At 54.5% G+C, this 26,786-nt stretch carries 28 protein-coding genes; 15 read left to right on the forward strand and 13 right to left on the reverse strand.

Features of this window, described 5'->3' with window-relative positions:
• Window positions 1–6: 6 nt before the first annotated feature.
• Window positions 7–429, reverse strand: coding sequence for a type II toxin-antitoxin system HicB family antitoxin (locus tag AOY24_RS04155; RefSeq protein WP_054176201.1), 423 nt, complete (start codon window positions 427–429; stop codon window positions 7–9).
• A 221-nt stretch (window positions 430–650) separates the two neighbouring features.
• Here AOY24_RS04155 and AOY24_RS04160 point away from each other — a divergent pair, with 221 nt between their 5' ends.
• The 3 genes from AOY24_RS04160 to AOY24_RS23485 are packed head-to-tail and all read left to right on the forward strand — an operon-like array spanning window position 651 to window position 3,192.
• Window positions 651–2,054: a cytochrome ubiquinol oxidase subunit I gene (locus AOY24_RS04160; RefSeq protein ID WP_043000644.1), complete on the forward strand. Its 1,404-nt coding sequence runs from the start codon at window positions 651–653 to the stop codon at window positions 2,052–2,054.
• The gene (cydB, locus tag AOY24_RS04165; protein WP_054176202.1) at window positions 2,054–3,064 is read left to right on the forward strand and encodes a cytochrome d ubiquinol oxidase subunit II; all 1,011 of its coding nucleotides are present in this window, start codon (window positions 2,054–2,056) and stop codon (window positions 3,062–3,064) included. Before AOY24_RS04160 ends, cydB begins: the two co-directional genes overlap by 1 nt.
• Window positions 3,064–3,192 carry a DUF2474 domain-containing protein gene (locus AOY24_RS23485; RefSeq protein ID WP_071888398.1) on the forward strand — a complete coding sequence of 43 codons (129 nt, stop codon included), beginning with the start codon at window positions 3,064–3,066 and terminating at the stop codon, window positions 3,190–3,192. Before cydB ends, AOY24_RS23485 begins: the two co-directional genes overlap by 1 nt.
• Before the next feature lie 39 nt (window positions 3,193–3,231).
• Here AOY24_RS23485 and AOY24_RS04170 read toward each other — a convergent pair whose 3' ends face one another.
• Both AOY24_RS04170 and AOY24_RS04175 read right to left on the reverse strand, forming a co-directional pair.
• Window positions 3,232–5,193, reverse strand: coding sequence for a U32 family peptidase (locus AOY24_RS04170; RefSeq protein ID WP_054176203.1), 1,962 nt, complete (start codon window positions 5,191–5,193; stop codon window positions 3,232–3,234).
• A 78-nt stretch (window positions 5,194–5,271) separates the two neighbouring features.
• Window positions 5,272–5,808: a helix-turn-helix domain-containing protein gene (locus AOY24_RS04175; RefSeq protein ID WP_054176204.1), complete on the reverse strand. Its 537-nt coding sequence runs from the start codon at window positions 5,806–5,808 to the stop codon at window positions 5,272–5,274.
• A 91-nt stretch (window positions 5,809–5,899) separates the two neighbouring features.
• Here AOY24_RS04175 and AOY24_RS04180 point away from each other — a divergent pair, with 91 nt between their 5' ends.
• Window positions 5,900–7,066, forward strand: coding sequence for a benzoate/H(+) symporter BenE family transporter (locus tag AOY24_RS04180; RefSeq protein ID WP_054176205.1), 1,167 nt, complete (start codon window positions 5,900–5,902; stop codon window positions 7,064–7,066).
• Here AOY24_RS04180 and AOY24_RS04185 read toward each other — a convergent pair.
• Window positions 7,043–7,918, reverse strand: coding sequence for a helix-turn-helix domain-containing protein (locus AOY24_RS04185; protein WP_043000639.1), 876 nt, complete (start codon window positions 7,916–7,918; stop codon window positions 7,043–7,045). The genes AOY24_RS04180 and AOY24_RS04185 overlap by 24 nt on opposite strands.
• Before the next feature lie 171 nt (window positions 7,919–8,089).
• Here AOY24_RS04185 and AOY24_RS04190 point away from each other — a divergent pair, with 171 nt between their 5' ends.
• Window positions 8,090–8,983, forward strand: a complete 894-nt coding sequence (locus AOY24_RS04190; protein ID WP_044257872.1) for a DMT family transporter — start codon at window positions 8,090–8,092, stop codon at window positions 8,981–8,983.
• Between the two features lie 33 nt (window positions 8,984–9,016).
• Here AOY24_RS04190 and AOY24_RS04195 read toward each other — a convergent pair whose 3' ends face one another.
• The 3 genes from AOY24_RS04195 to tehA all read right to left on the reverse strand — a co-directional run bounded on the left by AOY24_RS04195 (window position 9,017) and on the right by tehA (window position 11,439).
• Complete coding sequence (locus AOY24_RS04195) at window positions 9,017–9,685, reverse strand: DUF3313 domain-containing protein (protein ID WP_043000637.1); 669 nt, start codon at window positions 9,683–9,685, stop codon at window positions 9,017–9,019.
• A gap of 156 nt (window positions 9,686–9,841) precedes the next feature.
• A complete protein-coding gene (gene tehB, locus AOY24_RS04200; RefSeq protein ID WP_054176206.1) occupies window positions 9,842–10,438 on the reverse strand; it encodes a tellurite resistance methyltransferase TehB in 597 nt (198 codons plus the stop codon).
• Window positions 10,435–11,439, reverse strand: a complete 1,005-nt coding sequence (tehA, locus tag AOY24_RS04205) for a dicarboxylate transporter/tellurite-resistance protein TehA (RefSeq protein WP_044257870.1) — start codon at window positions 11,437–11,439, stop codon at window positions 10,435–10,437. Before tehA ends, tehB begins: the two co-directional genes overlap by 4 nt.
• 112 nt (window positions 11,440–11,551) lie before the next feature.
• On the opposite strand from tehA, the gene ydcK reads away from it, so the two are divergent.
• Complete coding sequence (gene ydcK / locus AOY24_RS04210; RefSeq protein WP_054176207.1) at window positions 11,552–12,532, forward strand: YdcK family protein; 981 nt, start codon at window positions 11,552–11,554, stop codon at window positions 12,530–12,532.
• Here ydcK and rimL read toward each other — a convergent pair.
• A complete protein-coding gene (gene rimL / locus AOY24_RS04215; RefSeq protein WP_044327416.1) occupies window positions 12,524–13,069 on the reverse strand; it encodes a 50S ribosomal protein L7/L12-serine acetyltransferase in 546 nt (181 codons plus the stop codon). The two genes, ydcK and rimL, sit on opposite strands and share 9 nt — an antisense overlap.
• 183 nt (window positions 13,070–13,252) lie before the next feature.
• Between rimL and AOY24_RS04220 the strand changes: the two genes are divergently transcribed.
• The 7 genes from AOY24_RS04220 (at window position 13,253) to AOY24_RS04250 (ending at window position 18,778) form a co-directional block, all read left to right on the forward strand.
• Window positions 13,253–14,374, forward strand: coding sequence for a M42 family metallopeptidase (locus AOY24_RS04220; protein ID WP_054176208.1), 1,122 nt, complete (start codon window positions 13,253–13,255; stop codon window positions 14,372–14,374).
• The gene (sgcB, locus tag AOY24_RS04225; protein ID WP_086512595.1) at window positions 14,371–14,649 is read left to right on the forward strand and encodes a PTS sugar transporter subunit IIB SgcB; all 279 of its coding nucleotides are present in this window, start codon (window positions 14,371–14,373) and stop codon (window positions 14,647–14,649) included. Before AOY24_RS04220 ends, sgcB begins: the two co-directional genes overlap by 4 nt.
• Window positions 14,650–14,661: 12 nt before the next feature.
• Complete coding sequence (gene sgcC, locus AOY24_RS04230) at window positions 14,662–15,975, forward strand: PTS sugar transporter subunit IIC SgcC (RefSeq protein ID WP_054176209.1); 1,314 nt, start codon at window positions 14,662–14,664, stop codon at window positions 15,973–15,975.
• 11 nt (window positions 15,976–15,986) lie between these two features.
• Window positions 15,987–16,793, forward strand: a complete 807-nt coding sequence (sgcQ, locus tag AOY24_RS04235) for a BtpA family protein SgcQ (protein ID WP_044267104.1) — start codon at window positions 15,987–15,989, stop codon at window positions 16,791–16,793.
• A 118-nt stretch (window positions 16,794–16,911) separates the two neighbouring features.
• On the forward strand, window positions 16,912–17,343 hold the full coding sequence (gene sgcA / locus AOY24_RS04240; RefSeq protein ID WP_044257860.1) for an SgcA family PTS sugar transporter subunit IIA: 432 nt from the start codon (window positions 16,912–16,914) through the stop codon (window positions 17,341–17,343).
• 10 nt (window positions 17,344–17,353) lie between these two features.
• Window positions 17,354–17,986, forward strand: coding sequence for a ribulose-phosphate 3 epimerase family protein (locus tag AOY24_RS04245; protein WP_054176210.1), 633 nt, complete (start codon window positions 17,354–17,356; stop codon window positions 17,984–17,986).
• A 15-nt stretch (window positions 17,987–18,001) separates the two neighbouring features.
• Window positions 18,002–18,778 (forward strand): DeoR/GlpR family DNA-binding transcription regulator, encoded by a 777-nt coding sequence (locus tag AOY24_RS04250; protein WP_044257858.1) that lies wholly within the window; start codon window positions 18,002–18,004, stop codon window positions 18,776–18,778.
• Between the two features lie 210 nt (window positions 18,779–18,988).
• On the opposite strand, the gene AOY24_RS04255 is transcribed toward AOY24_RS04250, so the two are convergent.
• From AOY24_RS04255 to AOY24_RS04270, 4 genes are all read right to left on the reverse strand, one after another.
• Window positions 18,989–19,213 (reverse strand): YdcH family protein, encoded by a 225-nt coding sequence (locus AOY24_RS04255; protein WP_042318909.1) that lies wholly within the window; start codon window positions 19,211–19,213, stop codon window positions 18,989–18,991.
• A gap of 166 nt (window positions 19,214–19,379) precedes the next feature.
• Window positions 19,380–21,035, reverse strand: a complete 1,656-nt coding sequence (locus AOY24_RS04260; RefSeq protein ID WP_044327040.1) for a glucan biosynthesis protein D — start codon at window positions 21,033–21,035, stop codon at window positions 19,380–19,382.
• A 220-nt stretch (window positions 21,036–21,255) separates the two neighbouring features.
• Window positions 21,256–22,764, reverse strand: coding sequence for a carboxylesterase/lipase family protein (locus AOY24_RS04265; RefSeq protein WP_054176345.1), 1,509 nt, complete (start codon window positions 22,762–22,764; stop codon window positions 21,256–21,258).
• A gap of 45 nt (window positions 22,765–22,809) precedes the next feature.
• Window positions 22,810–24,153, reverse strand: coding sequence for a VOC family protein (locus AOY24_RS04270; protein WP_044257856.1), 1,344 nt, complete (start codon window positions 24,151–24,153; stop codon window positions 22,810–22,812).
• 237 nt (window positions 24,154–24,390) lie between these two features.
• Between AOY24_RS04270 and pcaH the strand changes: the two genes are divergently transcribed.
• Window positions 24,391–25,131, forward strand: coding sequence for a protocatechuate 3,4-dioxygenase subunit beta (gene pcaH, locus AOY24_RS04275; protein WP_043000624.1), 741 nt, complete (start codon window positions 24,391–24,393; stop codon window positions 25,129–25,131).
• The gene (gene pcaG, locus AOY24_RS04280; protein ID WP_054176211.1) at window positions 25,128–25,748 is read left to right on the forward strand and encodes a protocatechuate 3,4-dioxygenase subunit alpha; all 621 of its coding nucleotides are present in this window, start codon (window positions 25,128–25,130) and stop codon (window positions 25,746–25,748) included. The genes pcaH and pcaG overlap by 4 nt, the downstream gene beginning before the upstream one ends.
• A gap of 35 nt (window positions 25,749–25,783) precedes the next feature.
• On the opposite strand, the gene AOY24_RS04285 is transcribed toward pcaG, so the two are convergent.
• Window positions 25,784–26,692, reverse strand: coding sequence for a manganese-dependent inorganic pyrophosphatase (locus AOY24_RS04285; protein WP_054176212.1), 909 nt, complete (start codon window positions 26,690–26,692; stop codon window positions 25,784–25,786).
• Between the last annotated feature and the right edge of the window lie 94 nt (window positions 26,693–26,786).

Genomic DNA, 26,786 nt, shown 5'->3' on the forward strand with positions numbered 1-26,786 from the left:
TATGGTTTACGACAGCGTAAGCGACAGTTCTTTGCCGAGCGCGCGCGCCGCCGTCTGCACCGCATCAATTTTTGTTGCGTGTCGTAAGTCGAACAGGCGGGTAATTTCCTGTTTCGGTCTGCCAATGCGTTTCGCCAGCTCATGCTGGCTGATTTTTGACGCCAGGAAAGCGTTGAGCAAAAGGACTTTTGACGCGACGCTGAGCGGGACCTCAACAAAGTCGTCACCTTCCTTCACCGGCGAAGGTAACGGGACAGACTGGCTATCTTCGAAATAGAATTCAAAAGCGGTGACTAACGCTTCCAGAGCGGTATCAAGGGATTGCTGGCGGGTCTCACCCTGGGTGAGCGCTTCCGGAATATCCGGAAACGAAACCACATAGCCACCTTCTGGCGCAGGAACGAGACGAACGGGAAAGTAAACATTTATGCTTACTTTTCTCGCCTGATAAAAGGAAAATACAGAAAAATGCCCGTCGTGTAGAGCCGCTCATATCAATTCGGGAAGGCAGATTCCAGAATTTATATCAACAGATGCAATTTGTAACATTCACGCAACTGTTATGGTTAAATAGAACCGTTCTGTTTCTGCCACTGAAACCCTTACCGGCCTAGAATTGCGCTGAATCAATTTTTAGTGCGGAGCAATGCATGTCTGGTCTTGATGCGTTTCATCTGGCAAGGATCCAGTTCGCCTTTACGGTTTCCTTCCACATTATCTTTCCGGCGATCACCATTGGTCTTGCCAGCTATCTTGCGGTGCTGGAAGGTCTTTGGCTGAAAAGCAAAAATCCTGTCTGGCGCTCGCTATATCAGTTCTGGTCAAAAATTTTCGCCGTTAACTTTGGCATGGGCGTGGTGTCTGGCCTGGTGATGGCCTATCAGTTTGGCACCAACTGGAGCGGGTTTTCCGAGTTCGCTGGCAGTATCACTGGGCCATTACTGACCTATGAGGTGCTCACCGCCTTCTTCCTCGAAGCCGGGTTCCTCGGTGTGATGCTGTTTGGCTGGAACAAGGTTGGCCCCGGATTACACTTTTTCTCCACCTGTATGGTCGCTCTGGGCACGATTATTTCCACCTTCTGGATCCTCGCCTCCAACAGCTGGATGCAGACGCCGCAGGGCTATGAGATCGTCAACGGCCAGGTCGTGCCGGTGGATTGGTTCGCCGTCATTTTCAACCCGTCGTTCCCTTATCGCTTATTGCATATGTCGGTGGCGGCGTTTCTCAGTAGCGCGTTATTTATTGGGGCCTCTGCGGCCTGGCATTTACTGCGTGGCAACGCGACGCCCGCTATTCGCGCCATGTTTTCGATGGCGCTGTGGATGACGCTGATTGTCGCACCGTTACAGGCGCTCATTGGCGACATGCACGGTCTGAATACCCTCAAACACCAGCCAGCCAAAATTGCCGCCATTGAAGGCCACTGGGAAAATCCGCCAGGAGAACCGACGCCGCTGCTACTGTTCGGCTGGCCGGATATGGAACAGGAACGAACCCGCTATGGTCTGGCGATCCCGGCGCTGGGTAGCCTGATCCTGACTCACAGCCTGGATAAACAGGTCCCGGCGCTTAAAGAGTTTGCGAAGGAGGATCGCCCCAATTCGACGATGGTCTTCTGGTCGTTTCGTATTATGGCGGGGCTGGGTATGCTCATGATCCTGCTAGGTGTTTGCGCTCTGTGGTTACGCTACCGGCAGCGTCTTTATACCTCGCGACCGTTTCTGCGCTTCGCCTTATGGATGGGACCGTCAGGATTGATAGCCATTCTGGCCGGCTGGGTCACGACGGAAGTGGGCCGCCAGCCGTGGGTCGTCTACGGGTTGCAACGCACGGCGGATGCGGTCTCCGCTCACGGCGACCTGCACATGAGTATTTCTCTGCTGGCGTTCTTTGTGGTCTATAGCGCCGTCTTCGGCGTGGGCTACAGTTACATGATCCGCCTCATCCGCAAAGGACCGCTGGACACGATTTCCCCGACGCCGCCTACCGGCACGCCTGCCAGACCACTGTCTGCTGCCGTCCTCGATTCTCAACATGAGGCACACCGCTAATGGGTATTGATTTATCGGTAATCTGGTTCGTTATCATCGTTTTCGCTACGCTGATGTACATCGTGATGGATGGATTCGATTTGGGTATTGGCATTTTGTTTCCTGCCATTCGCGACGCTGACGATCGCGATGTGATGGTTAACAGCGTCGCTCCGGTCTGGGACGGTAATGAAACCTGGCTGGTCCTCGGCGGAGCGGGATTATTTGGCGCGTTTCCGCTGGCCTATGCGGTGATTATTGACGCCCTGACGATCCCGCTGACGCTGATGCTTATCGGGCTGATTTTTCGCGGTGTCGCCTTTGAATTTCGCTTCAAAGCCACGCCAGCGCATCGCCCGTTCTGGGATAAAGCTTTTCTCTGCGGTTCGATTCTCGCGACGTTCACTCAGGGCGTGGTGGTGGGTGCGGTGATCAATGGTTTTGCCGTCACCGGGCGTCGTTTCAGCGGCGGGCCGTTTGACTGGCTCACCCCTTTCACCCTGTTCTGCGGCGCGGGACTGGTGGTCACTTACGCCCTGTTGGGCGCCACCTGGCTGGTAATGAAAAGTGAAAATCCGTTGCAGGATAAAATGCGAGCCGTGGCGAAAAAGTTACTGCTGTTGATGCTGCTGGTGATTGCGATGATCAGCCTGTGGACGCCGCTGGCACACCCGGTGATAGCGGAACGCTGGTTTAGCCTGCCGAATCTGTGGTTCCTGCTGCCGGTTCCGCTACTGGTTGCGGTGATTAGCATCTGGCTATGGCGAACGCTTCATCAACCGCACCGCCACGCGCTGCCCTTTGTGTTGACTCTCGGGCTGATTTTCCTCGGCTTTAGCGGACTCGGGATCAGCATCTGGCCGCGTATCATTCCGCCATCCATTACGCTCTGGCAGGCAGCCGCACCCGCGCAGAGTCAGGGTTTCATGCTGGTCGGTGCGTTACTGATCATCCCTGTTATTCTGGTTTACACCTTCTGGAGTTATTACGTGTTTCGCGGCAAAGTTCAACATGGCGAGGGGTATCACTGATGCAACACTCTGTCTGGAAACGCCTGATGTGGCTGGTCATTTTGTGGGGCGGCAGCGTGCTGGCACTGGCCGCCGTAGGGATGTTCTTTCGCCTGATCATGACGGCGGCAGGATTTAAATCACATTAATGGGGCGCCGGATAGCGCTATGCGTATCCGGCAGCTTTGTTAGCCTTTACGCTTCGGCAGCGTTTTCATCAGCTCTTCCGGGCTGACGGAAGCCACCACGCTGCCAGGCAGCGGCATCTTCAGAATGTGATTTTTGATTTTACCAATCACATGCATTTCGCACGGACGGCAGTCAAATTTAAGCGTTAGCACCTCATCGCCGTTCACCAGTTGCATCGGCGTCGCCTTCCAGCTTTTGATATTGCCTTTCGCCTGCTTCGGACACAGATTAAAGGCAAAGCGCAGGCAGTGTTTGGTGATCATCACCGGCACCTCGCCCTTTTCTTCATGCGCTTCATAGGCCGCATCAATCAACTGCACGCCATAACGATGGTAAAACGCCCGCGCCTTATGGTTGTAAACATTGGCCAGAAAACTCAGGTGTGATTGCGGATAAACCGGCGCAGGCTCGGACACCGGCTTGCGAACGCCGCGCTGGTAGCTTGCAAGGCGCGCGGCATCCAGCATCTCTATCGCTTCCCGGCGGAACGCATTAAGCAGGCTGTTCGGCACAAACAGCGCGCCGGGCAAATTCACTGCGATATCGCGGGCGTAATAGATTGTCTGCCCCAGTTTTGCCAGTCCGTCCTTCAGCCCGTTCAGCGCTTTTTCCGCGTTGTTGGCCTCATCAAACTGTCCATCCAGCGTATGGGTGATACTGACGCCCTCTTCGCTGGTCAGCGTCAGGATCAGTTGTTCCTGCCAGCCGCCCAACTCAATATCCACCGCCACCCGACGCTCGCTCGAGGTTTTGGTTAACGCCTGCTGCCAGTTATGGTCAAGATTGCGGTTCAGCGGATGGTGTGGACGCAATTTATGCAGTTCGGCAGGCATTTCGTTCGGCCAGACGCGATAGCGATTTTGTCCGGTTTTTTCCACCGTATTGGCACGAAAGCCGACAACATCACGTTTGATCAGGACATTAAGGCCATCGCCGTTCGCCAGCGGCTCGCTGACCTCAACGTCCAGATGATCTTTCGCCACGTTCAGCACTTCACCCACCGGCAGGCCGATAAACTTCGGCGAATCAAAAGCGCCGATATCCCCTTTGCGCGCATTCACAAAGTAGTCGGTGCTGCCGCGATGAAAGGTTTTGTCCGTTGACGGGGTAAAGAAATGTTCCGTGCGTCCGGCGGAAGCCCGCGCCAGGTCACCGCGATCCTCAATGATGGCATCCAGCATCTGCCGATAGTGCGCGGTAATGTTCTTCACGTAACTCATGTCTTTGTAACGCCCTTCAATCTTGAAGGAACGCACACCGGCGTCGATCAGCGCGCCAAGGTTAGCGGTCTGATCGTTATCTTTCATCGACAGCAGGTGTTTTTCATACGACACCACCCGTCCCTGATCGTCCTTCAGGGTATATGGCAGACGGCACGCCTGCGAGCAGTCGCCACGGTTGGCGCTGCGCCCCGTTTGCGCATGAGAGATATAACATTGCCCGGAATACGCCACGCACAGCGCCCCGTGGACAAAAAATTCGATGGTGGCATCGGTCGCCTGATGAATGGCCTGAATCTGCTCAAGACTCAGTTCACGCGCCAGCACAATCTGCGAGAACCCCACGTCAGCGAGAAATTTGGCTTTCTCCACGCTGCGAATATCGCATTGGGTACTGGCATGCAGTTCGATCGGCGGAATGTCGAGTTCCAGAATCCCCATGTCCTGCACAATCAACGCATCCACGCCGGTCTGGTAGAGATCGGTAATCAGTCGCTGTGCAGGTTCCAGTTCATCGTCGTGAAGGATCGTGTTCAGCGTGACAAAGATTTTTGCGCCATAGCGATGGGCGAACGGCACCAGCTCCGCGATATCTTGCAGGCTATTGCTGGCATTATGACGCGCCCCAAAACCGGGACCACCGATATAGACGGCATCCGCACCATGTAAAATGGCTTCGCGGGCGATGGCGGTATCACGTGCCGGGCTTAACAATTCAAGGCGATGTGGAGACGGGCGCATAGCGTTGTTTTTATCCAGTAGCAGCAAAATGGCGGCTATTGTAGTCAGAAGCGCCGCTTTGCGAAATAGTTTTCCCGCTTAACTGCGCGGGTAATGGATGAGCGAATGAAAGTGCACGGTCTGTTCGCTACTGTTGCGATAAGCATGTGCGCTATCGCCGGCAAAACGAATGCCTTCTCCAGCCCTGATGACGCGCCATTGCTGGTCAATGCACATCTCCAGATCGCCTGCGATTACCACCACATGTTCAATCACGTCCGCTTCGTGCGGCGTGGATTCGCTGAGCGCGCCGGGTGCCAGCAAAATTGAAAAGTGATCAAAACACAGCACCGGATCCCACGGGAACAACGGCGTCACGACCATCGCCTGCTCTTGCGGATCAAACGTCGGCAGTGGCTCAGATTCCGGCGGCGAAATAAAGGTAGAGAACGGGACATTCAGCCCGGTGGCAATCTTCCATAACGTCGCCACCGTGGGACTGGACTCGTTGCGCTCAATTTGCCCGAGCATCGCTTTTGACACACCGGTGGCCTCGGCCAGGCGCGATAAACTCCACTCACGCTGTTTGCGCAATGTTTTCAAGGTGTTCGCCAGATAGTGTGTCAGGTTGTCCATTGATATCCTCCCAAAACATCAGCTTACCACTTGTACGTTATAACGCCCAGATGCTAGATTAAATGACCGTTATAACGCACAAGGAATGCCTATGCGTTCATTTTCCCTCCCCTTACCTACGCTGCTTTCTGGCTTTGTCGCCGTACTGGTCGGCTATGCCAGTTCAGCGGCCATCATCTGGCAGGCCGCCGTGGCGGCGGGTGCCAGTACCGCGCAAATTGCCGGCTGGATGAGCGCTCTGGGCCTCGCGATGGGGGTCAGTACGTTGATCCTGACGTTCTGGTATCGTGCGCCTGTATTGACAGCATGGTCAACACCCGGTGCGGCGCTGTTGGTGACTGGACTCCAGGGACTGACGCTGCCGGAGGCGATTGGCGTGTTCATCATCGCCAACGCGCTGATCGTGTTGTGCGGCGTGACCGGATTATTCGCCCGCCTGATGCAGGTCATCCCCCATTCGCTGGCGGCAGCCATGCTGGCCGGGATTTTGCTCCGCTTTGGCCTGCAGGCATTTGCCAGTCTCAATGATCAGTTTCTGCTTTGTGGCGGCATGTTGTTGGCGTGGTTGATTCTGAAGCGTATTGCACCGCGCTATGCGGTGATTGCGGCGCTGATTGCGGGTGCGGTCATTGCGTTATTTGAAGGTGACATTGCCACCTCTTCGTTAGCGATGACCCCGGTGTTGCCCACATTTATTGCCCCTCAGTTTTCGCTGGCCCACAGTCTGGGGATTGCCGTACCGCTCTTTCTGGTGACGATGGCGTCGCAGAATGCGCCCGGTGTGGCGACCATGAAAGCTGCGGGTTACGATGTCCCCGTCTCGCCCCTGATCATTGTCACCGGATTACTGGCGCTGCTGTTATCTCCTTTCGGCGTTTATTCCATCTGCATTGCCGCTATCACCGCGGCGATTTGCCAGAGTCCGGAGGCCCATCCAGATGCAGCAAAACGCTGGCTGGCCGCCGCTGCCGCCGGCGTGTTCTATCTGTTGGCCGGTATTTTCGGCAGTTCGATTACCGGGGTGATGGCGGCGCTGCCGACGAGCGGTATTCAGATGCTGGCAGGACTGGCACTGCTGGGGACGATTTCGGGTAGCCTGTATCAGGCGTTGAGTCATGAAAACGAACGTGATGCCGCCGTGGTGACGTTTCTGGTCACCGCCAGCGGGCTGACGCTGTACGGAATTGGTTCGGCGTTCTGGGGGCTGATCGCGGGCGGGATCTGTTACACCGTCTTAAGGCTGGCGCGACGCGCGTAGCTGCGATGGCGTCTTCCCGGTCACCTGCTTGAAACGGTTACTGAAGTGACTTGGCGAACTGAATCCGCAGGCCAGCGCAATCTCCGTTAACGGACGCTGTGAGTGACAGACCAGTTGCTTTGCCACTGCCATCCGGCGCTGCATCACGTACTGATGCGGTGCCATTTTCATCGACTGGCGGAACATTCTGGCGAAATGAAATTCGCTCAGCGCAGCTTCATGCGCCAGATCGGCTAGCGTCAGTGGTTCTGCCAGATGGGCGTCGATATAAGCCAGCACATTACGCAGCGTCACCGGCGCGAGTCCACCCGTTACCGTCGGCAATCGCCACTGCACGTTGCTGTAGTGCTGAATAAGATGGGTCATCAGCAATGACGACGCGGCGCTGAGCGTCAGGTGATTCGCAGGCTGGTGCCAGTCGTTGCCCAGTAAAAACTGGCGGTAAACCGCTGTAATCCCTGGATCGTTGCCAAACGTCCGTTCATCCAGCGTAAAACGGTAAGGGCTTTTATCCCAGACTTTTTCCCCGACTTCACGCAAATGCGCGTCAGTGCAGTAAAGATGCACGAACGAGAGGTCGTCGCGGATATCCCAGGTAGATTCACTCTCTTTTGGCAACAGGCAAAACCGGTCCGGGCCGCCCCCATTTTTCCAGCCTGAGGCCGTTTTTTGATAGCTCTCGTAGCCATCTGCCACATACAGACTGAGCGTGTGATGATCGCAATACTGCGTGATGGTATCGCGCTTATTCGACCATGCAGCTAACTGAACGCCCGAGCGCAGCTCGACCGACTCGTGTAACACAGCATTGTGCTGACTCAACTTTTCAAAGGCATCGTAGGACCGGGTCATACCACCACATAAACACTGTTATTCAGGCATTCAGTCTATCGCAGGTCATTGCGGTTACCACCCGTCCGACGGAAAAAAGCGCAAGATTTTGCAAGTATCCCGCAAGCCGATGAAAGCGCGTCGCCCGTGCAATCTGCGACAGTGAATTATTAGGTATGAAGGGAGAAAATAATGAACGCACTATTATATTGTCTGGTCGTGGTGATCTGGGGTACCACGTGGATCGCTATTTATTTACAGCAAGGTCCGGTTGCCGCACCCGTCTCGATTTTCTGGCGTTTTGCGGTGGCGACGGCGTTGATGATGTTGATTATGCAGATTCGTGGAAAGTTACGAACGCTGTCGTTACGTGACCATCTGTTTTGTCTGCTGCAAGGCAGTTGCGTTTTTTGCTTTAACTTCTGGTGTTTTTACACGGCGGCCGCCTGGATCAATACCGGACTGGAATCAGTTATCTTTTCCATGGCGGTGCTGTTTAACGCGGTGAATAGCTTCTTCTTCTTTGGGCAAAAACCTCCGCTGCGGTTTTACTGCGCCGCCGCGCTGGGACTGACGGGTATCGTCACCCTCTTCTGGCAGGATCTGATGAACAGCGGATTTAGCGGATCGCTGCTGCTGGGGATTGGTCTGAGCGCGCTGGGGACATTTGGTTTCTCTCTGGGAAATATGATCAGCCTGCGCCATCAGAAAAAAGGTCTGGAAGTGATGACTACTAACAGTTGGGCCATGCTGTACGGCACGCTGCTGATTGCAACGATTGCCCTTCTGCGCGGGGATAACTTCACTCCGCAATGGACCTTCAGCTACATCGGCGCCCTGCTGTATCTGGCAGTATTCGGATCGGTCATCGCCTTCGGTGCCTACTTTACGCTGGTAGGAAGAATTGGCGCGAGTAATGCCGCGTACAGCACATTGCTCTTTCCGCTGGTTGCGCTGTCATTTTCTACGGTTTATGAAGGTTATAGCTGGCAGGTGAATGCGGTAGCGGGACTGATTCTGATTCTGGTGGGAAACCTGGTGATGTTTGCCCGTCCACCGGCGCTGTTGCGCCGCCGGACAGCATAAAGAAACGCGCCATCAAACGATGGCGCGTCACGATTATTTCTGGTTTACATCAAACATGGTGGCATCCGTCGCCATGTCATCAACCACTTGTTTCAGCGTCTCAAATGCCATCGGCGTATTCTGGTTATTCAGATCTTTGCCTTCACCCTGACGCACGACTTTAATCACCGGCTTATTGGTCGCCGCATCAATTAACTCGCCTTCAAAGTAGAGATGGGTGTCCATCGTGCGGTGACCGGTTGCCATTTGGGTACCGGCAACCACCAACGCCACAGGCACCACTTCATAGAACTGCAGCCCTTCTTTGCTGGTATCCACCCCGGTGATCGCCCCGCGGAAGATCAGGCTACGCGGCCCCGGCGTGGTCACCAGCGGTTTACGTTGACCAATAGAGGTCTTCATCTTTGTGTTGGTGTAGTTTAACAACTGATCCAGCACATTCTGTCCAACCTGTGTGGAAGGTTTCGGGACCGGATAATAGGTTATTGGGTTCCAGACAATGTTGTCATATTTGGTATCACTAAAGTTGGGATCAACCCAACGCAATACCGGATGCCCCGTAGCAGATTTTGTTTCCTTAAGACCTGAGTAGTCTTTTAAAAAACCCGAGTATTTATCAGGCTGCGTCACTTTTGAGGCACAGCCAGATAACGCCAGTAAACCAGTAAGCACTGCAACTTTAAATAAAGTATGAGTACGCATGAAACGATCCCTTAGAATATGCAAATATGCAGTTGAAATAGTAGCAAAGGGAAATCATCTGCGTTGGATTAAAAATGGTAACCAAAGCACAATTTTTTCAGAGCGCCCATTTTTAAGAAAAATGCTGGGCGCAGAGGGGGTTAGCGGAACATCGACTTAGGCTGTTTTACCTGCCAGCAGCGTGGCAAAGCGCAGTTTAATTCGGTTACCGTTGGCGTCAGTACGATGTAATTCACCAACATCTTCATTATATTTCAGTAAATCCCAGCCTTCGTAATAACGACGAAGTTCTCCTTCTTTAAACGCAAAGGGGAAACCCACGGTGCACGGAAAATCAGCGGTATCCATGGCGGCAACAATCAGGTTATAACCGCCTGGTTTGGTACAGCGCTGCATATTCTCGATTAAGCCCGGAATCGTTTTGGCTTCGAGGAACATCATCACCACGGTGGAGAGAATAAAATCATATTCGCCCTCAAACGTTAGCGCGTTGAGATCCACCACGTTGGCCTGGAGATTGTCCAGCCCTTCTGCCGCCTTAATTCGCTCGACGTTGGCAATGCTCATCGGATTTTTATCCCACGCGGTCACGTCAAAGCCCTTCGCCGCCAGATAGAGACTGTTACGCCCATTGCCACAGCCCAAATCCAGCGTTTTTCCCGGTTTAACGACCTTCATCGCCTCCAGCACTTCCGAGTGGGTGCGGGTTAAGTCGTATTTTTCAGTGAAGTAATTTTCGTCACGAAGGGTCATTTTTTATCCTCAGATTTCAGTAATGCCGCGCGCTCTGTGCGAATGAGCAGTTTTCCCTGCATCAGCAGCGCGAACGTGCGTACCAGCAATAATGCAATGATAACATTGGTAAAGATGAATAGCGGCAGCGCCAGCGTGTGAAAAAAGCCCGATGGGCTGGCGTGACCAAGATGTAATCCGGTGGTCGCCAGCGCCGACACGCCGAACGAGAAACTCCAGAATGAGGCGTTAAACGGCTGCGACAAATACCAGGGCATCAGGCGGAGCATAAACAGCAGTTGCAGCAGGCCGTAGCCAAACAGCATTTTCGCCAGCGTGTCGCTCTCGCCGCCGTTGACGCTCAGCCAGGCGCTACAGGCCACCAGCGCAGGCGCAAGCTGGATCCCCAGCGAAGTCCGCATGGCAGTGGGTAATTCCCCGGCACTGCGCAGACGTTGCAGAATAACCGGCTCCAGGCTCAGCCAGGAAAAGACGCCGGCGCCTAAAAAGACCAGTCCGGCATCGGTATAGCCTAACGCGCCGCAGGCCATCGCACTGATAAAGTTGTTGGCGACCGTCGGTAAATACAGTCCGGGCGTCGTCGCCTCTTGCGGATGCGAGCCGCGCCACAGCCCGGCGGTCTGCCACGCGGCGTAAACCAGTTGAATAACCACCCCGACGCTGAACAACCCCATCGCCAGCGGACGACACCACGGTACAAAACCCATCGCCACCAGCATTGTGGTGGCCGGAAACAGGCTGACAAAACTGCTCATCACCGGATGGCGAATCTCAGCAATCACGCTGTGCGGGAAACGAATCAGACGCGTGATAAACGCCAGCGTCAGCAGCCCCCATATCATCATCGCCAGAATCACCAGACCATCACCAAACCAGTGGCTGACAGGCCAGATTTGGCTGGCATAACGCCAGGCAAACCCCATTCCAATCGTTCCCAGCACCATGCCAAAGTAGCCGGCGGGAAGGTTCAGAACACGATCGCTATGCTTGCTGTTACTCATTTTGTTTATTTTATAAAGTATATTTGAAATGCATTTTATGGAATTTCATCCGTTTTAGCCAGTGCCGCAGAATTTGCTACGGTTAGAGTAAGCCACTAAACGGAATGCCTTCATGCGTAAATACCGACTCAGCGACGAACCGCGCGCGTTCAGCTACCAGGATAATGGCAATAAAATGAGCGTTTTACTACGCCAGATTATTGCACTCATTGACTTTAATGATGTGAAAGCCGGTGACGCCGGCGGCTGGATTGATGATGAAAGCGTGCTGGACCACGCCGGACACTGCTGGATTTACGACGAAAATACGCTGGCCTTTTCCGGCTGTACGATTTCGGGCAATTCGCGTATCACACAACCCTGTCTTCTGCGCGACAACGTTCACATTAGCGATAATGTCTGGATTGACCGCGCTGAACTCAGTCACGGTGCCAGAATAAGTGACAACGTCACTATTCAGTCATCCACGGTCCGTGGCCATTGCCACCTCTTTGGCGATGCGCGAATTTTGCAGCAATCGGAAATCATCGCGGCGCGCGGCCTGACCATCGAGCGCGATCAGATCCTGCAAATCTATGACCGCGCCACGGTCAGCCATTCACGCATTGTCCATCAGGCACAAATCTATGGCGATGCCATCGTCAGTTACGCCTTTATTGAGCATCGGGCAGAGGTCTTTGAAGAGGCGCTGATTGAAGGAAATGACGAAAACGACGTCTGGATTTGCGATTGCGCGAAAGTGTACGGACGGGCGCAGGTGATCGCCGGAACGGGAGACGATGCGATCCCCACGCTACGCTACAGTTCACAGGTGGCGGAACAAGCGCGGATTGAAGGTAACTGTGTCCTTAAACATCACGTTCTGGTGGGCGGAAACGCCGTGTTGTGCGGCGGTCCCATTTTACTCGACGATCATATCCTGATTGAAGGCGATGCGCGCATTCTTGGTGAGGTGCTGATTGAAAATCACGTTGATATCCGGGGACATACCACCGTGGAAGCCGCCACAGACGACGCCATTCACCTGCGCGGGCCGAAAGTGTTCAACGGCGATCAGCATATCACCCGCACGCCGCTGATTGGCTCACTGTAGCGTCGAATCAATGATGCGAGCATACAGGTTAACATCGTCATAGTGCCCGTTCAGAAACTCCGCCTGTTTCAGGCAGCCTTCCAGTTCAAAGCCATTACGCTGCGCAACCTGATTGCTTGCCTGGTTCTTTACCCGGCATTTGATCACAAAGCGACGGATCTCGCCGCGCCCGGCATAGTGGTGAATAAATGCCTGCAACGCCCGCGACAGGATCCCTTTCCCCTGCTGCGTTTCGTCTATCCAGTAACCGATATAGGCCGCTTTGTTCAACGGCTCAATCTGATTGAACGACAGCACGCCCAGCATCTCCTCGCCGGCAAAAATGAGGAACATTTTGGCGTAGTCCCGCTGATGCAGCATCATATTACCCTGCACCGTTTTGCGCGTATCCTCTTCCGTATTGACGTACTGCGGCCAGTCAAAGAACTGCATTAGCCAGGCCTTGTTTTTACATACCAGTTGATACAGGCCGGCAACGTGACATTCTTCAACCGCCCGTAGCTGCAGCGTGTCATCGATCTCAATAATTTCACTCACCCGTTCCTTCCTCCCACGTTCAGACTTTCATCAGCATTGAGCGTTTTTATTCCACTCACCTCACATTATTTTTTATTTCCTCAGCTTTCGCTATTTCCACGTGAAGCAGCTCACAATTATTCGCCCAGCCAGCGCCTATAAAACGCTCAACGAGTGATTGTTTTATCGTCTACGGAGATACTTATGTCATTTTCTGTGCAGGAAACACTGTTCTCGCTTTTGCATCTCAATGCGGTTTCTGGGCATGAAAACAGCGTCGCTGAGGTCATGCTACGCGAATTTACACGTCAGGCAAAAGAGGTCTGGCGCGATCGCTTAGGAAATGTTGTCGCCCGCTACGGCAGTGATAACCCAAACGCCTTGCGCCTGATGATGTTTGCCCATATGGATGAAGTCGGCTTTATGGTGCGCAAAATTGAGCCGTCGGGTTTTTTGCGCTTCGAACGCGTGGGCGGCCCGGCGCAGGTCACCATGTCCGGCTCGATGGTCACGCTTGCCGGGGATAACGGCCCGGTGATGGGATGCATCGGCATTAAGGCGTACCACTTCGCAAAGGGGGATGAACGCACGCAGTCGCCTTCCGTCGATAAACTGTGGATTGATATTGGCGCGAAAGATAAAGCCGACGCCCAGCGGATGGGCATTCAGGTTGGCACACCGGTTACACTGTATAACCCGCCGCAACTGCTGGCGAACGACCTGGTGTGTAGCAAAGCGCTGGACGATCGTCTGGGATGTACCGCGCTACTGGGCGTCGCGGATGCCATCGGTGCGACGTCGCTGGATATCGCGGTGTATCTGGTGGCCTCGGTGCAGGAAGAGTTCAACATCCGCGGCATTGTCCCGGTTTTACGTCGCGTTAAACCAGATCTTGCAATCGGTATTGATATCACGCCGTCCTGCGATACGCCGGATCTGCAGGACTACTCAGAGGTTCGCGTCAATCAGGGCGTTGGCATCACCTGTCTGAACTACCACGGTCGTGGCACGCTGGCGGGATTAATTACACCACCACGGCTGATCCAGATGCTCGAGCAAACGGCTCTTGCGCACCATATTCCCGTGCAGCGCGAAGTGGCGCCTGGCGTTATCACTGAAACCGGTTATATCCAGGTTGAGCAGGACGGCATTCCCTGCGCCAGCCTTTCCATCCCTTGTCGTTATACCCATTCTCCGGCGGAAGTCGCCAGTCTGCGTGATTTGACTGACTGCATTCGCTTATTGACCGCCCTGGCTGGCCTGCCAGCCGAGCACTTTCCCGTTGAGCCTGATTCAGGCACTACACAAGAGGCAAATCCATTATGAAAAAGATCCTTGTGGCATGCGGTACCGGCATGTCGACGTCAACCATGATTGCACACAAGTTGCAGGAGTTCCTTGCCGAGCAAGGCATTGCGGCAAGCACCGCCCAGTGCTGTCTTAATGAGATCCCGCTGAACTGTAACGGCATGGACCTGATTGTGACCTCCATGCGCACCAACAACGATTACGGTGTTCCCACGTTAAACGGCGCGGCCCTGCTAACGGGAATTAACGACGACGCCTTAAAACAAGAAATCAAGGCACTGTTAACGCAATAACAAGGAGGCACTATGTTTGACTACATCCTGTCTCTCGGCGGTACTGTTTTTGTCCCCATCATCATGATTGTGATTGGGTTGATCTTCCGTATTCCCTGGCTGCAGGCGATCAAGGCCGGGGTGACGGTAGGGATTGGTTTTGTCGGGATGGGACTGGTGATCGTGATGGCGATCGACAGCCTCAGCCCGCCCATCAAAGTGATGATTGAACGCTTCGGCCTGACCCTGCATGTGTTTGACGTCGGCGCAGGGCCGGCTTCCGGCGTCGGGTACGCCACCGCCATTGGCGCAATGATTATCCCGATCATTTTTCTGCTCAACGTCACGATGCTGGTCACTCGTCTGACCAAAACCATGAACGTCGATATCTATAACTACTGGCACTACGCCATTACCGGCACCGTGGTCCAGTTAATGACCGGTAGCCTGATTTATGGCGTGCTGGGGGCCATTTGCCACGCGGCGCTGTCGCTAAAAATGGCCGACTGGACGGCAAAACGCGTGCAAAGCATTGTCGGTCTGGAGGGGATCTCGATCCCGCAAGGTTATGGTTCGAGTTCCGTACCGCTGTTCGTTCTGCTGGATGCTATCTACGAAAAAATCCCGTTCATGAAGGGACGCAACATCGATGCCCAGGAGATCCAGAAACGCTACGGGATGGTGGGCGATCCGGTCATTATCGGCGTCGTGCTCGGCCTGATCTTTGGCCTCGCTGCAGGTGAAGGTTTTAAAGGATGCGCCAGCCTGATGATTACCGTCGCGGCGATTATGGTGCTGTTCCCGCGCATGATCCGCCTGATTGTTGAAGGGTTGCTCCCCATCTCCGACGGCGCACGGAAATTTTTCCAGAAATATTTCAAGGGGCGCGAGGTGTATATCGGTCTGGATACCGCCGTCACGCTGGGCCATCCCACCACGATTGCCGTTGGTCTGCTGCTGATCCCCATCATGCTGATTCTGGCCAGCATCTTACCCGGCAACAAAGTGCTGCCGCTTGCCGATCTGCCCGTCGCACCGTTCTTTATCTGTATGGCGACGGTGATCCATCGCGGCGACCTGATTCGTACCTTGATCAGCGGCGTGATTGTCATGGTCACCGTCCTGTTGATTGCCACGCAGTTTGCCCCGTATTTCACCGACATGGCGCTTAAGGGCGGCTTTAGTTTTGCCGGTGAAAACGCGCAAATCTCCGCGCTGTCCGTGGGCAACATGTTTGGCTGGTCAATCTCGGAGCTGATGTCGCTTGGCATTATTGGCGTCGTCGTGGCGGTGGGTATCGTCGCCAGCGTCGTGCTGTTCTTACGTAAACGTGAACTATCGGAATAAGGAGTACCTTCATGAGTTGGCTGAAAGAGGTTATTGGAACGGAAAAAGCCGTCATTGCCATGTGCCATTTGCGTGCATTGCCCGGCGACCCGAGCTTTGATGCACAGAAAGGGATGAACTGGGTTATCGACCGCGCCCGGGACGATCTGCTGGCGCTACAGAATGGCGGCGTGGATGCCGTCATGTTTTCCAACGAGTTTAGTCTTCCCTATCTCACGAAGGTTCGCCCGGAAACCACGGCAGCAATGGCGAGGGTGATTGGGCAGTTGATGAGCGAAATCCGCATTCCGTTTGGCGTCAATGTGTTGTGGGATCCGGTCGCATCATTCGATCTGGCAATGGCGACGGGCGCAAAATTCATTCGCGAGATTTTTACCGGTGCCTACGCCAGCGACTTTGGGGTCTGGGACACGAACGTCGGCGAGACCATTCGTCATCAGCACCGCATCGGCGCGGGTGAGGTCAAAACGCTGTTCAACATTGTGCCTGAAGCGGCGGTGTATCTGGGTAATCGCGATATTTGTTCCATTGCCAAATCCACGGTCTTTAACAACCATCCTGACGCCCTTTGCGTCTCTGGTCTGACGGCGGGCGCACGCACCGACAGCGCCCTGCTGAAGCGGGTCAAAGAAACGGTACCGGATACCGTGGTGCTGGCGAATACCGGGGTATGTCTGGAAAACGTCGAGGAACAACTGAGCATCGCCGACGGTTGCGTAACCGCCACCACCTTTAAAAAGGACGGCGTATTCGCCAACTTTGTCGATCAGGCGCGGGTCAGTCGTTTTATGGAAAAAGTGCATCACATACGGCAATAAAAAAGGGGATAAGCAGCGCGCTTACCCCCGGTAGAACAGCGATCCCTGCCGCCTTCGTCAAAAGTCTCGACGGGGATCGCTATCAGAGTAACCCTAACCGGCAAGGAGTCAACGACTGATGATTAACGATGTTAAGTGGGTACAGGCACAGCGAGAGGCCAGGGACTGGCGTCAGGCCGTCGAAATCGCTGCTCGCCCACTGATAACCTTTGGCGCGGCGCAACCAGACTATGTGGACGGTATTATCGACAACACCCTGAACTGGGGGCCGTACTATGTCATTGCCCCCGGCATCGCCTTGCCTCATGCGCGGCCCGAACAAGGCGCTAACCATAATCAGGTCAGCATCACGACGTTAAAAACGCCCGTTGCTTTTGGGCATGAAGAGTGTGATCCGGTCTGGCTGCTGCTGTGCGTCAGCGCGACGGATGCCAATGCGCATATCCTCACCATCCAGCGCATCAGCCAGTTTATCGATTCGCCTGAACGACTCGCGGCAGTCCGACACGCGCAAACTGACGCCGCGCTGTTCGCGCAGATTACCGGTTAACGGAGGCGATATGATTCTGCACCCTTCTCTCGCATCGGCAGATCCACTGCACTACGGGGCGACGTTGAGCGCGCTGGCCGATGCCGATATCGGCTCACTGCATCTGGATATCGAAGACAGCAGCTTTATTAACAACATCACCTTTGGCCTCAAAACCGTACAGGCTGTCGCCCAACAGACGACGCATCCCCTTTCGTTTCATTTCATGATTGCCCGCCCGCAGAGTTGGTTTCCCATCCTGGCGGAGATCAAACCGACATGGATTTTTGTTCATGCCGAAGCGCTGGCATACCCTTCTGAGACGCTGGCAGAAATTCGCGAAATCGGCGCAAAAGCCGGGCTGGCGGTGAATCCCGCCACGCCAATTGACGGGTATCGCTATCTGGCCCCGCAACTGGATGCGCTAATGGTGATGACCAGCGAACCAGACGGGGTCGGACAACAGTTTATTCCCACCCTGTGCGCCAAAGTCCGCCAGGTGCGTGAGTATTTTCCACAAGCCGCGTGCTGGGCCGATGGCGGCATTACGCTTTCTGCGGCACAACACCTGGCGACGGCGGGCGCACAACATCTTGTCATGGGGCGTGCACTGTTCTCATCAGACAATTATCACACCACGTTATCCCGGTTTGCAGGACTGTAAGAGGAGATTGCTTCGATGAGCCAACAGCGCCCTGACCGTATCAAACAGATGCTGCACTATCTGTGGCAACATCGTCATCTCTCCACCCAACAGGCCATGGAACTGTTTGGTTATGCGGAGGCGACCGTCCGTCGCGATTTCCAGTATATCGCCAGCCAGTATCCCGGTATGACTCGCGGTCATGGCTGTCTGGATTTCGACGACAGTATGGACGACAAAGAGTATGTCTTTGAGGTTAAGCGGACACTGCAATCCGAGGCAAAAAAAGAGATTGCCGCCCTTGCCCGCACGATGATCAAAGACGGTGACTGTTTCTTTCTCGATTCCGGCTCGACCTGCCTCGAACTGGCGAAATGTCTGGCCGATGCACGTGTGAAGGTCATCTGCAACGACATCAAAATCGCCAATGAACTGGGCTGTTTTCCGCACGTCGAAAGTTACATTATCGGCGGGCTTATTCGTCCGGGTTACTTTTCGGTAGGTGAAAGCCTGGCGCTGGAGATGCTCAATGCGTTTTCAGTGGAACGGGCCTTTATCTCCTGCGATGCGCTGTCGCTGGCCACGGGGATCACTAACGCCACCCTGTTTGAAGTCGGCGTGAAAACGCGGATTATTCAGCGTTCACGAGAAGTGATACTGATGGCCGATCATTCAAAGTTTGATGCGGTGGAACCCCATGCCGTCGCCACGCTCTCTTGCATTAAAACGATTATCAGTGACAGCGCGTTAGCGGATGATATTGTTCAGCGTTATACCCACGCGGGATGCCAGTTGGTTTTACCACATCGCTGAGTTTCAGGCACAAAAAAGCCGCCAGGGCTGGCGGCTTAGATTGCTGACAGAGAAGGAAAAAGCGTGGTTTTTCCTTCTCTGTAATTATCAGCCGAAAATCAATAAATTGATTTTCCTGATTTTTAATGAGGTGATCTCTTCTTATCCGGTATCAGGATAAGGTTTGTCATCTCTCTCAAGCCGCCAGGGCTGGCGGCTCATAAATGCGGATTATCCCGCGTCAACACTTTCTTTCTGCAGTATTTTGAGCATATCGTCCTTCAGTTGAAGCTTCTGTTTTTTCAGCCGAACGACTTCGAGATTGTATCCCCGACCATCGGAACCTTCCAGCCTGGCAATTTCATGATCAAGGTTGTTATGCTTTTCAAAAAGCGACAAAAAGCGAGGATTCTCGGATTTCAGTCGGGAAATCAGATCTCTGTATTCTGGAAACATACGCTCTCCCTGTTAGTGATAAACCATGTGTATAAGAAATACACTCCATCAGCTTACCCATTTGACTTAGGGAAAAATGCGAACAGGATCGTGTTTAATTCCTGAACAGATATTTCGCATGCCTGGCTGTTGACGCCCTTCGCATTTCGAAGGGCGTTGGCGCAGATTAACGCATCACGCGATCGTCGACGTAGGTCCGTTTATCCGGCGCCGGCGGGAAATACTGGTACAGCCAGGTTTCACTGATCGCGTCGCCCTGGCAGCGCAGGAACATACGCATGTCCACCGGTTCGGTCGAGTCTGACGTGGGATACCAGTCAAACTGGATGCGGTAACCGTCAAACGGCTCAACGTAGAGAATTTCAATCTGCTTCGCTTCGCCGCTGGACAGCGTAATCACCGGCTCAATGCCTTTCGGTGCGGCCGCTTTCAGATCGCCACCGACGAAATCGACTGCAAAACGTCGCGCCCATTTCTCTGGATAGTGCTCGCCCGGCGCCCAGCCCTCCGGGAATCCGCCCATACCGGTGCGGGTGGCCATCACGCGCGCCAGTGGCGAACGGACCGGCGGCTGTGCGCTCCAGTACAGACGGTATTTATATTCCAGCTCATCACCCGCTTCGATGGCTTTTTCCGGCTGCCAGAAGCAGACCACGTTATCCAGCGTTTCGCCGGTTGTCGGGATCTCCATCAGCCCGATGGTGCCTTTGCCCCACTTGTTACGAGGTTCCACCCACAGGCTTGGGCGCTTGTTGTACCAGCCCATGATGTCCTGATAGTGGGAGAAATCACGATCCAGTTGCAGCAGGCCGAACCCTTTCGGGTTGTTATCGGTATAGGCGTTGAATTGCAGCTTTTGCGGGTTATTCAGTGGGCGGCAAATCCACTCGCCGTTGCCCCGCCACATTGCCAGACGATCGGAGTCATGGATTTGCGGATGAATGGTATCGCACATGCGGCGTTCGTTATTGCCGCAGCTGAACATGCTGGTCATCGGCGCGATGCCCAACTGTTTGATGTCTTTGCGAGCATACAAACGGTTTTCAACGTCCATGATCACCTGGCTCTTCTCACAGTGAATCACAAACTTATAGGCACCGGTGATGCTCGGACTGTCCAGCAGCGCGTACACGGTAAAGGTGGTGGCGCCGGGTTTCACCGTATCGAACCAGAAGGCGGTGAAGTCCGGGAACTCTTCTTTGGTGTCGGTGTAGGTGTCTATCGCCAGACCACGCGCGGAAAGCCCGTACTGATAGGTATCATCGACGGCGCGGAAATAACTTGCACCGAGGAAAGAAACCACGTCGCGTCGTGCCAGCTCAGGCGCTTTGAAGACGCGAAAACCGGCAAAGCCGAGATCGGTTTGCCCTTCCAGTTGTCTGGTATCAACGCCGGCATCATTGTATTTAAACAGTTCCGGGCGGAAGTGAATCTCACGCGCCAGATGGGTGCTGGAATCGACGGAGAACATGCGCACGCGACGACGGAAGCCCATCCCAACGTGAAAGAACTGCGCATCCAGTTGGCGGCCTTCGACGTTGTTCCACAGCGATTGCGCGGCATCATACTGAATGCTGTTGTAGGCCTGCGGCGTCAGATTCGCCAGCGTATTGGGCAATGCGCGCGGCGCACCGCCCCACGGTTTCTGCGCAAGATCGTGCGCCATGGACTGCAGCACGGAAAAATCAAAGCGGACGGTTTGTCCGTCCGCAATGTCGGATTCCGCCGCATACGCGGCACGGGTGAAAAGTGATGCAATACCACTGGTACCGCACACGGCGGCCATTGCCATTGAACCTTTAATAAATCGTCTGCGATTCATACCTGAAAGTAAATCCTTCTGGTCATGTGAAGGGTCCCGCGCTGGCGCTCGACAGCGGCAAGAAGATGCATAATTCTGACCGCTCACTCTAGACAAAATTGATTAATAATCCAATTGTTGGCCGCAGATTATCTGAACAAAATGGAAAATATTTTGTGTCGATGGGAACAGCCTGATTCCCACGTAAAGTTCCCCGCGCAAACTTTCAACTTTTGCAAAGCTAGTCGAGACTGACGTGCTGGGTCATCACCCGTTTAAAGAGCGCAAGTCGCGCCCGCATAAACCGGTTCTCCACCTTAAAACCAGCAAACTTATTCAGCCCAATACGTAACAACCGATCGCGGCCCTGAATACAGGCCGGCCAACGGACCGGTCCGTGCAGCACATCGCAACTCCGACTGGCATGACGGGCAAAATTGACCCAGTAATCCGCAACGTGGACAGCAAAGGCGAGATCGTTTTCGTTTACATAATTTCGTGAAGGTTCAGCGAGCGTTAGAGTATTAAACACGTAAGGCACTTCGTTGCCATGCCAGGCGCCGTTGGCATAGGTGTGATGCTCCGATTCCGCAACGTAATCAAACCAGTACCGCCAGCAAGGCTCGCCGACCCGCTGTTGCGCCTGCATCACCACGTAGCCTAATGCCGTAAACGCCATATCCCGACACACCTGCCGTCCCAGTTCTTCATCGCCCTTCACGCCCGGATACAGTAGCTTAATCAGGCCGAGTCCCAGCCTGCGTTCACGACGCAGTTTCTGAATTTGTTCGGCAAGATCGACGCCGAAAACCGCCATCACGCTGGCTTCATCGCTGTTAGAACCAATCATCACCGGCATCGGGTGCTGTCTGGCGGCGAAAAAGACGTCCAGCATCGGCTCCGGAAGTACCGCATCGCCAGAGACAGGTGTTGGCGCAATTTTGTACGGTGCGCCCAACGGCCAGAAGGCCTCGGCCGGAATCGCGCGTAGCTGTTCCGCCGTTGCATTCTGCAAACCAAAGTGTTCAGCCAGCGCAACGCCGTTTTCCAGCGCGATTTCACGAGGCGTGTCCGGCAACGTGTAGCCGCTCTGCACAATCGCTTTATGAAACAACCCTTTTCCGCGCGGCGAAGCCAGCAGCGAGAGTACGCTGCGCGCCCCGGCCGACTCACCAAACAGCGTCACGTTTTGCGGATCGCCGCCGAACGCAGCGATGTTTTCCTGTACCCAGCGCAGCGCCGCTATCTGGTCGAGCAAAGCAAAGTTATTGAGAGCCTCGCCCTCTTCGCCTTCCAGTGCCGGATGAGCAAAAAAGCCGAGGTGACCGAGACGATAGTTGACGGTCACGACAACCACGTTGCGCTTTGCCAGCGCAACGCCGTCATAAGGCGGCAGACTACCCGCGCCAATGGTGTAGCCGCCGCCGTGCAGCCAGACCATCACCGGAAGCGGCTGATGACGTTCCGCCGGAGACCAGACGTTGAGATAGAGACAGTCTTCAGAAAATGCGCCGGGATCGCCGCCGCCCAACTCTTTGCAGTACTCAATGTCCTGCCAGCTGGCGCTGGAGAAGGTATTGGCGTCACGAATCCCGGACCAGGGAGTAACCGGCTGCGGCGCACGCCAACGCCATTTCCCCGTTGGTGGCGCGGCGTAAGGAATACCGCGCCAAAGGTGGATGTCGTCCTGGACGACACCCATTAGCTGTCCCTGTTCGGTTTGAATCAGTGGAATACCAGGTTTGATCATGTCCATATTTACCCGTTAATCGCAGATCCCTACAGGATACCTGGATTAAAGCAGGCCGCAACGCCGTTTACTGCGTTCTTCCGCCTCCTGATACAACACAAACTCGTCAAACACCGGACACCCCAGCGCCTGTTCAAAGGCCTCGCGGCTGGCATTGCCATGACTGCGCGCCTGCGTTTCGTTACCGAGATTCGACTGAAAAATCCCCGCCGCGCTGACAGGCAGGAAATCTTCATAGGTGATGGGCTGCGCCTGCACCCAGCCACGTTCAATGTGCGGTTGCGGATCGTCGCCAGGATGAATCGCATTGCGGTGCGCTTCGCCTGACGGCGTCAGACGATAGCGGAACCAGGCCAGTCCCTGTTGGCGCAGCAGGAATTCGCTGTCCGGAAACGCGTTAAACACCTCCTGCAAATGCAGTTGATGCGTCAGGTTGTCTTTCCCGGTACCGGCATGGCGCAGTAATTCATCGTACAGCTGACGCCCTTTTATCGTCAGCGCCACGCCGCGTTGTTCAATCTCGCCGAAGCGGGCCGTGTGTGTCCCCTGCATTTCGCCCGCAAACAGCACAGGTTCTTCCAGCGCTTTGAAGCTGGTCTGGCGCAGCAGAATCGGCACCTCACGGCGCGGCGGGCCTTCGATAAGGACTTTCGGTTCAATGCCGCATTCCGGCATCATCGACTGCACCCGGTCGATATCCAGCGTTCTGGGTGTCAGATGATTAATGTGACAGCCCGGGAAACAGACCACATCGGCGATCAGGCGATGTTCGTTATGCAGCGCATGATAGGTTTTTTCATCCACGGTGGCGTGGCGATGCCAGCGAAACGTTTCCAGCGCTTCTTTCACGAACTCGCGAGCCTGCGTCGCGTTAAACCCCTTCTGACTCTCCCAGACGTCGAGCAGTTCGCGACAGCGTGGCGTAAAGATATCGCGCTGCGCGAGGATCTCCGCCGCACGCTGGCGGAGCGACGCGTTTTCAATCAGTTCAAGTCGCAGTAAGGAGGTAAAGACGCGAAACGGATTTCGCGACAGCGATGCATCGTCAATGGGACGAAATGCCGTTGAATGTACCGGCACCCCGGCCTGAGAGAGATCGTAATAGCTGACCGGAAACATCCCCATGATCGCAAACATGCGTCGCAGCGTGGACAGTTCGTCTGCCGTTCCGACACGAATTGCGCCATGACGCTCCACGTTGAGGCGCGCCAGTTCATCTGCATTGGCCAGTTTTTCATGCAGCGTGGGGTTATTTTCGAGAACTGCCAGATTCACGTCAGCCACAAGTTCCAGTAACGTGCCGTATTGCGGAACTTCCTGCTGGTACATTGCTGACATTGCCTGCGAAAAATGTTCCCGAATCTCATCTGCCGTGATGGTGTTCGCCATAATGTCATGCCTCCAGTGAATGTTACCTGGAGTGTAGGAAACACCATTCACTCTGGGGAGAAGAATTTACAAAGTGTGATCTCACCTGAATTCGCTCTGCATCAGTCCTTGCGCCATGGTATAGCCACTGGTTATGAAATAATCGACATAAATTCACTTTTAATTAACAACGCATTTACACACACTGCCTCAGGTCATCATAAAACAATAAATCTCTTCCCTGTACCGGAGTCCGCTATGCGTGAAAAAGTGTCCTCTCGCGAGGTGATCCATCGCGACTATAACAGCCATCCGCCCGCCTTCGCCCCCGGCTATAAGACCAGCGTTCTGCGCTCGCCGCGCAACGCGCTGATCTCTTTGCAGAATTCATTGTCTGAAATCACCGGGCCGGTATTCAGCGACAACGATCTTGGCCCGCTGGATAACGACCTGATTATGAATTACGCCAAAGACGGCCTGCCGATTGGCGAACGGATTATCGTCCACGGTTACGTGCGCGACGGTTTTGGCCGCCCAATGAGAAATACGCTGGTCGAAGTCTGGCAGGCCAATGCCGGTGGTCGCTATCGTCATAAAAAAGACCAGTATCTCGCGCCGATTGATCCTAATTTTGGCGGCTGCGGACGGGTATTAACCGATGAGAACGGCTATTACTTTTTCCGTACCATCAAACCCGGCCCTTACCCGTGGCGCAATCAGGTCAGTGACTGGCGTCCCTCGCATATTCACTTTTCACTCTCCGGCGAGGCCTTTGCCCAACGGTTGATTACGCAAATGTATTTTGAAGGCGACCCGTTGATCAAACAGTGCCCAATTGTGAAAACTATCAATAACGATGATGCGATCCGCACATTGATTGCCGAACTGGATACCCACGCCGCCGTACCGCTCGACTGCCTGGCATATCGTTTTGACCTCGTACTTCGCGGACAGCGCGCTACGTTGTTTGAAAACCGCACTCAGGGAGGCGCGCAATGAAAGAGTATTTGCAGGAAACCGCCTCGCAGACGGCGGGACCGTATGTGCACATTGGGCTTGCGCCTGACGCCGCTGGAATTCACATCTTTGAGAAAAACTTCAGCTCCACGCTGACCAATAGCCATACCGAAGGCGAACGTATTGTGATCGAGGGGCGGGTAATTGATGGTTCCGGTACGCCGGTGCGCGATGTGCTGCTGGAGATCTGGCAGGCCAACGCCCATGGACGCTACAACCATCCGGCTGACCGTCAGGAAGATAAGCCGCTCGACGCGGACTTTCGCGGCTGGGGACGAACCTGTTCAGACTTCGACAGCGGCGTGTGGCGTTTCGATACCATTAAGCCGGGCTGTGTTGTGGGACGCGATGGCCGCCTGATGGCTCCCCACGTTAATCTGTGGATCGTCGCGCGCGGCATCAACATTGGCCTGAACACCCGTCTCTATTTTGCGGATGAGCAAGAAGCCAATCAGCGCGATCCGGTGCTCAATCTGATCGAATGGGAAGTTCGCCGTCAGACCCTGATTGCCCGCCGCGAACAGCGTGGTAGCGAGATCGTCTATATCTTCGATATTCACCTGCAAGGAGAAAACGAAACCGTCTTTTTCGACGTTTGATGAAGAGAACGGGCTGAATCTCTCAGCCCGTTTTGTCAGGCCTGGTCTATTTTCGCAACATGGCTTTCGAGCCACGGCAGCATCTGTTTCTTGCGGCTCAACATCCCCTCTACCGTCACCGGTTGTGCCAGTTCCAGTTGGCGCGGGCCGGCAAACCAGAGTTGCGAATTGCCAGCGTTGATATCCGTCAACATCAGCACCACCAAATCCGCCCCGCTGCGGGTCGCATAATCGGCCATTTCTTGCCGCAGGGCATCCATCACGTCGGCGACCTGGCTCAATGCATACAGTTCGATCTGCGCAACGCTCACCTGCTTACCCTTGATGGTGAAACGCTTGATATCTTTTTGCAGCAGTTCACTGGCACTTAATCCTTCGACGCTGGTTTTAGCACTCAGCAGGTCAGCGCTGAACGCCGCCAGCTCAACCCCGGCACGCGTTGTCAGTGCTTCAACGGCCTGACGGTCATCCGCCGTGGTGGTTGGCGAGCGAAGCGTGACAGTGTCACTCAATATTGCGCCCAATAGTAATAACGCCTGCGCAGACGTTATCTGCGCCCTGTCCTCCGGGCTCATCAGTTGCCATAGCAGCGTGGCGCTGCTGCCCACCGGCTTTATCCACACTTCTGGCGGCAAACGGGTCACCAGTCCACCCAGACGGTGATGATCGATAATACCCACGATATTGCTCGCCATAAGGGTTTCCGGTCCCTGCGCTGGCTCGGTGAAATCCACCAGCCAGACGTCGAGGTCTGTCAGCGGCATCGTCAGTAACGGCGGCATGTCCAGCCCCGCACGCTCAAACAGAAATTGGGTTTCGCGATTGGGTTCACCCAGGCGCCAGGCTGAGGCCTGACGTCCGCGCATGTTCAACCAGCGGGCAGCCATAAAAGCGGTGCAAATGGCGTCACTGTCCGGATTCAGGTGGCCTACGACATGGATCATTTTCGCCTCCGAAGAGAAAGTGCTGTTACTTAAATAAGTTAAATGTTAATAATATTTTGCAATCAAGTTATCAAAAACAAACAACTTTACTTGT

The organism is Citrobacter sp. CtB7.12 (genome assembly GCF_001297795.1).
GTDB lineage: Bacteria > Pseudomonadota > Gammaproteobacteria > Enterobacterales > Enterobacteriaceae > Citrobacter_A > Citrobacter_A amalonaticus.

Coding starts and splice junctions, on each gene's coding strand:
- AOY24_RS04175 (WP_054176204.1), bottom strand. CDS start 5,808: ATGGACAACCTGACACACTATCTGGCGAACACCTTGAAAACATTGCGC.
- AOY24_RS04270 (WP_044257856.1), bottom strand. CDS start 24,153: ATGGCGAACACCATCACGGCAGATGAGATTCGGGAACATTTTTCGCAG.
- AOY24_RS04185 (WP_043000639.1), bottom strand. CDS start 7,918: ATGACCCGGTCCTACGATGCCTTTGAAAAGTTGAGTCAGCACAATGCT.
- AOY24_RS04190 (WP_044257872.1), top strand. CDS start 8,090: ATGAACGCACTATTATATTGTCTGGTCGTGGTGATCTGGGGTACCACG.
- AOY24_RS04255 (WP_042318909.1), bottom strand. CDS start 19,213: ATGTTTCCAGAATACAGAGATCTGATTTCCCGACTGAAATCCGAGAAT.
- AOY24_RS04160 (WP_043000644.1), top strand. CDS start 651: ATGTCTGGTCTTGATGCGTTTCATCTGGCAAGGATCCAGTTCGCCTTT.
- sgcQ (WP_044267104.1), top strand. CDS start 15,987: ATGAGTTGGCTGAAAGAGGTTATTGGAACGGAAAAAGCCGTCATTGCC.
- sgcC (WP_054176209.1), top strand. CDS start 14,662: ATGTTTGACTACATCCTGTCTCTCGGCGGTACTGTTTTTGTCCCCATC.
- sgcB (WP_086512595.1), top strand. CDS start 14,371: ATGAAAAAGATCCTTGTGGCATGCGGTACCGGCATGTCGACGTCAACC.
- AOY24_RS23485 (WP_071888398.1), top strand. CDS start 3,064: ATGCAACACTCTGTCTGGAAACGCCTGATGTGGCTGGTCATTTTGTGG.
- AOY24_RS04265 (WP_054176345.1), bottom strand. CDS start 22,764: ATGATCAAACCTGGTATTCCACTGATTCAAACCGAACAGGGACAGCTA.
- AOY24_RS04170 (WP_054176203.1), bottom strand. CDS start 5,193: ATGCGCCCGTCTCCACATCGCCTTGAATTGTTAAGCCCGGCACGTGAT.
- AOY24_RS04220 (WP_054176208.1), top strand. CDS start 13,253: ATGTCATTTTCTGTGCAGGAAACACTGTTCTCGCTTTTGCATCTCAAT.
- AOY24_RS04250 (WP_044257858.1), top strand. CDS start 18,002: ATGAGCCAACAGCGCCCTGACCGTATCAAACAGATGCTGCACTATCTG.
- tehB (WP_054176206.1), bottom strand. CDS start 10,438: ATGACCCTTCGTGACGAAAATTACTTCACTGAAAAATACGACTTAACC.
- AOY24_RS04195 (WP_043000637.1), bottom strand. CDS start 9,685: ATGCGTACTCATACTTTATTTAAAGTTGCAGTGCTTACTGGTTTACTG.
- AOY24_RS04260 (WP_044327040.1), bottom strand. CDS start 21,035: ATGAATCGCAGACGATTTATTAAAGGTTCAATGGCAATGGCCGCCGTG.
- ydcK (WP_054176207.1), top strand. CDS start 11,552: ATGCGTAAATACCGACTCAGCGACGAACCGCGCGCGTTCAGCTACCAG.
- AOY24_RS04285 (WP_054176212.1), bottom strand. CDS start 26,692: ATGATCCATGTCGTAGGCCACCTGAATCCGGACAGTGACGCCATTTGC.
- AOY24_RS04180 (WP_054176205.1), top strand. CDS start 5,900: ATGCGTTCATTTTCCCTCCCCTTACCTACGCTGCTTTCTGGCTTTGTC.
- cydB (WP_054176202.1), top strand. CDS start 2,054: ATGGGTATTGATTTATCGGTAATCTGGTTCGTTATCATCGTTTTCGCT.
- pcaH (WP_043000624.1), top strand. CDS start 24,391: ATGCGTGAAAAAGTGTCCTCTCGCGAGGTGATCCATCGCGACTATAAC.
- pcaG (WP_054176211.1), top strand. CDS start 25,128: ATGAAAGAGTATTTGCAGGAAACCGCCTCGCAGACGGCGGGACCGTAT.
- tehA (WP_044257870.1), bottom strand. CDS start 11,439: ATGAGTAACAGCAAGCATAGCGATCGTGTTCTGAACCTTCCCGCCGGC.
- AOY24_RS04245 (WP_054176210.1), top strand. CDS start 17,354: ATGATTCTGCACCCTTCTCTCGCATCGGCAGATCCACTGCACTACGGG.
- sgcA (WP_044257860.1), top strand. CDS start 16,912: ATGATTAACGATGTTAAGTGGGTACAGGCACAGCGAGAGGCCAGGGAC.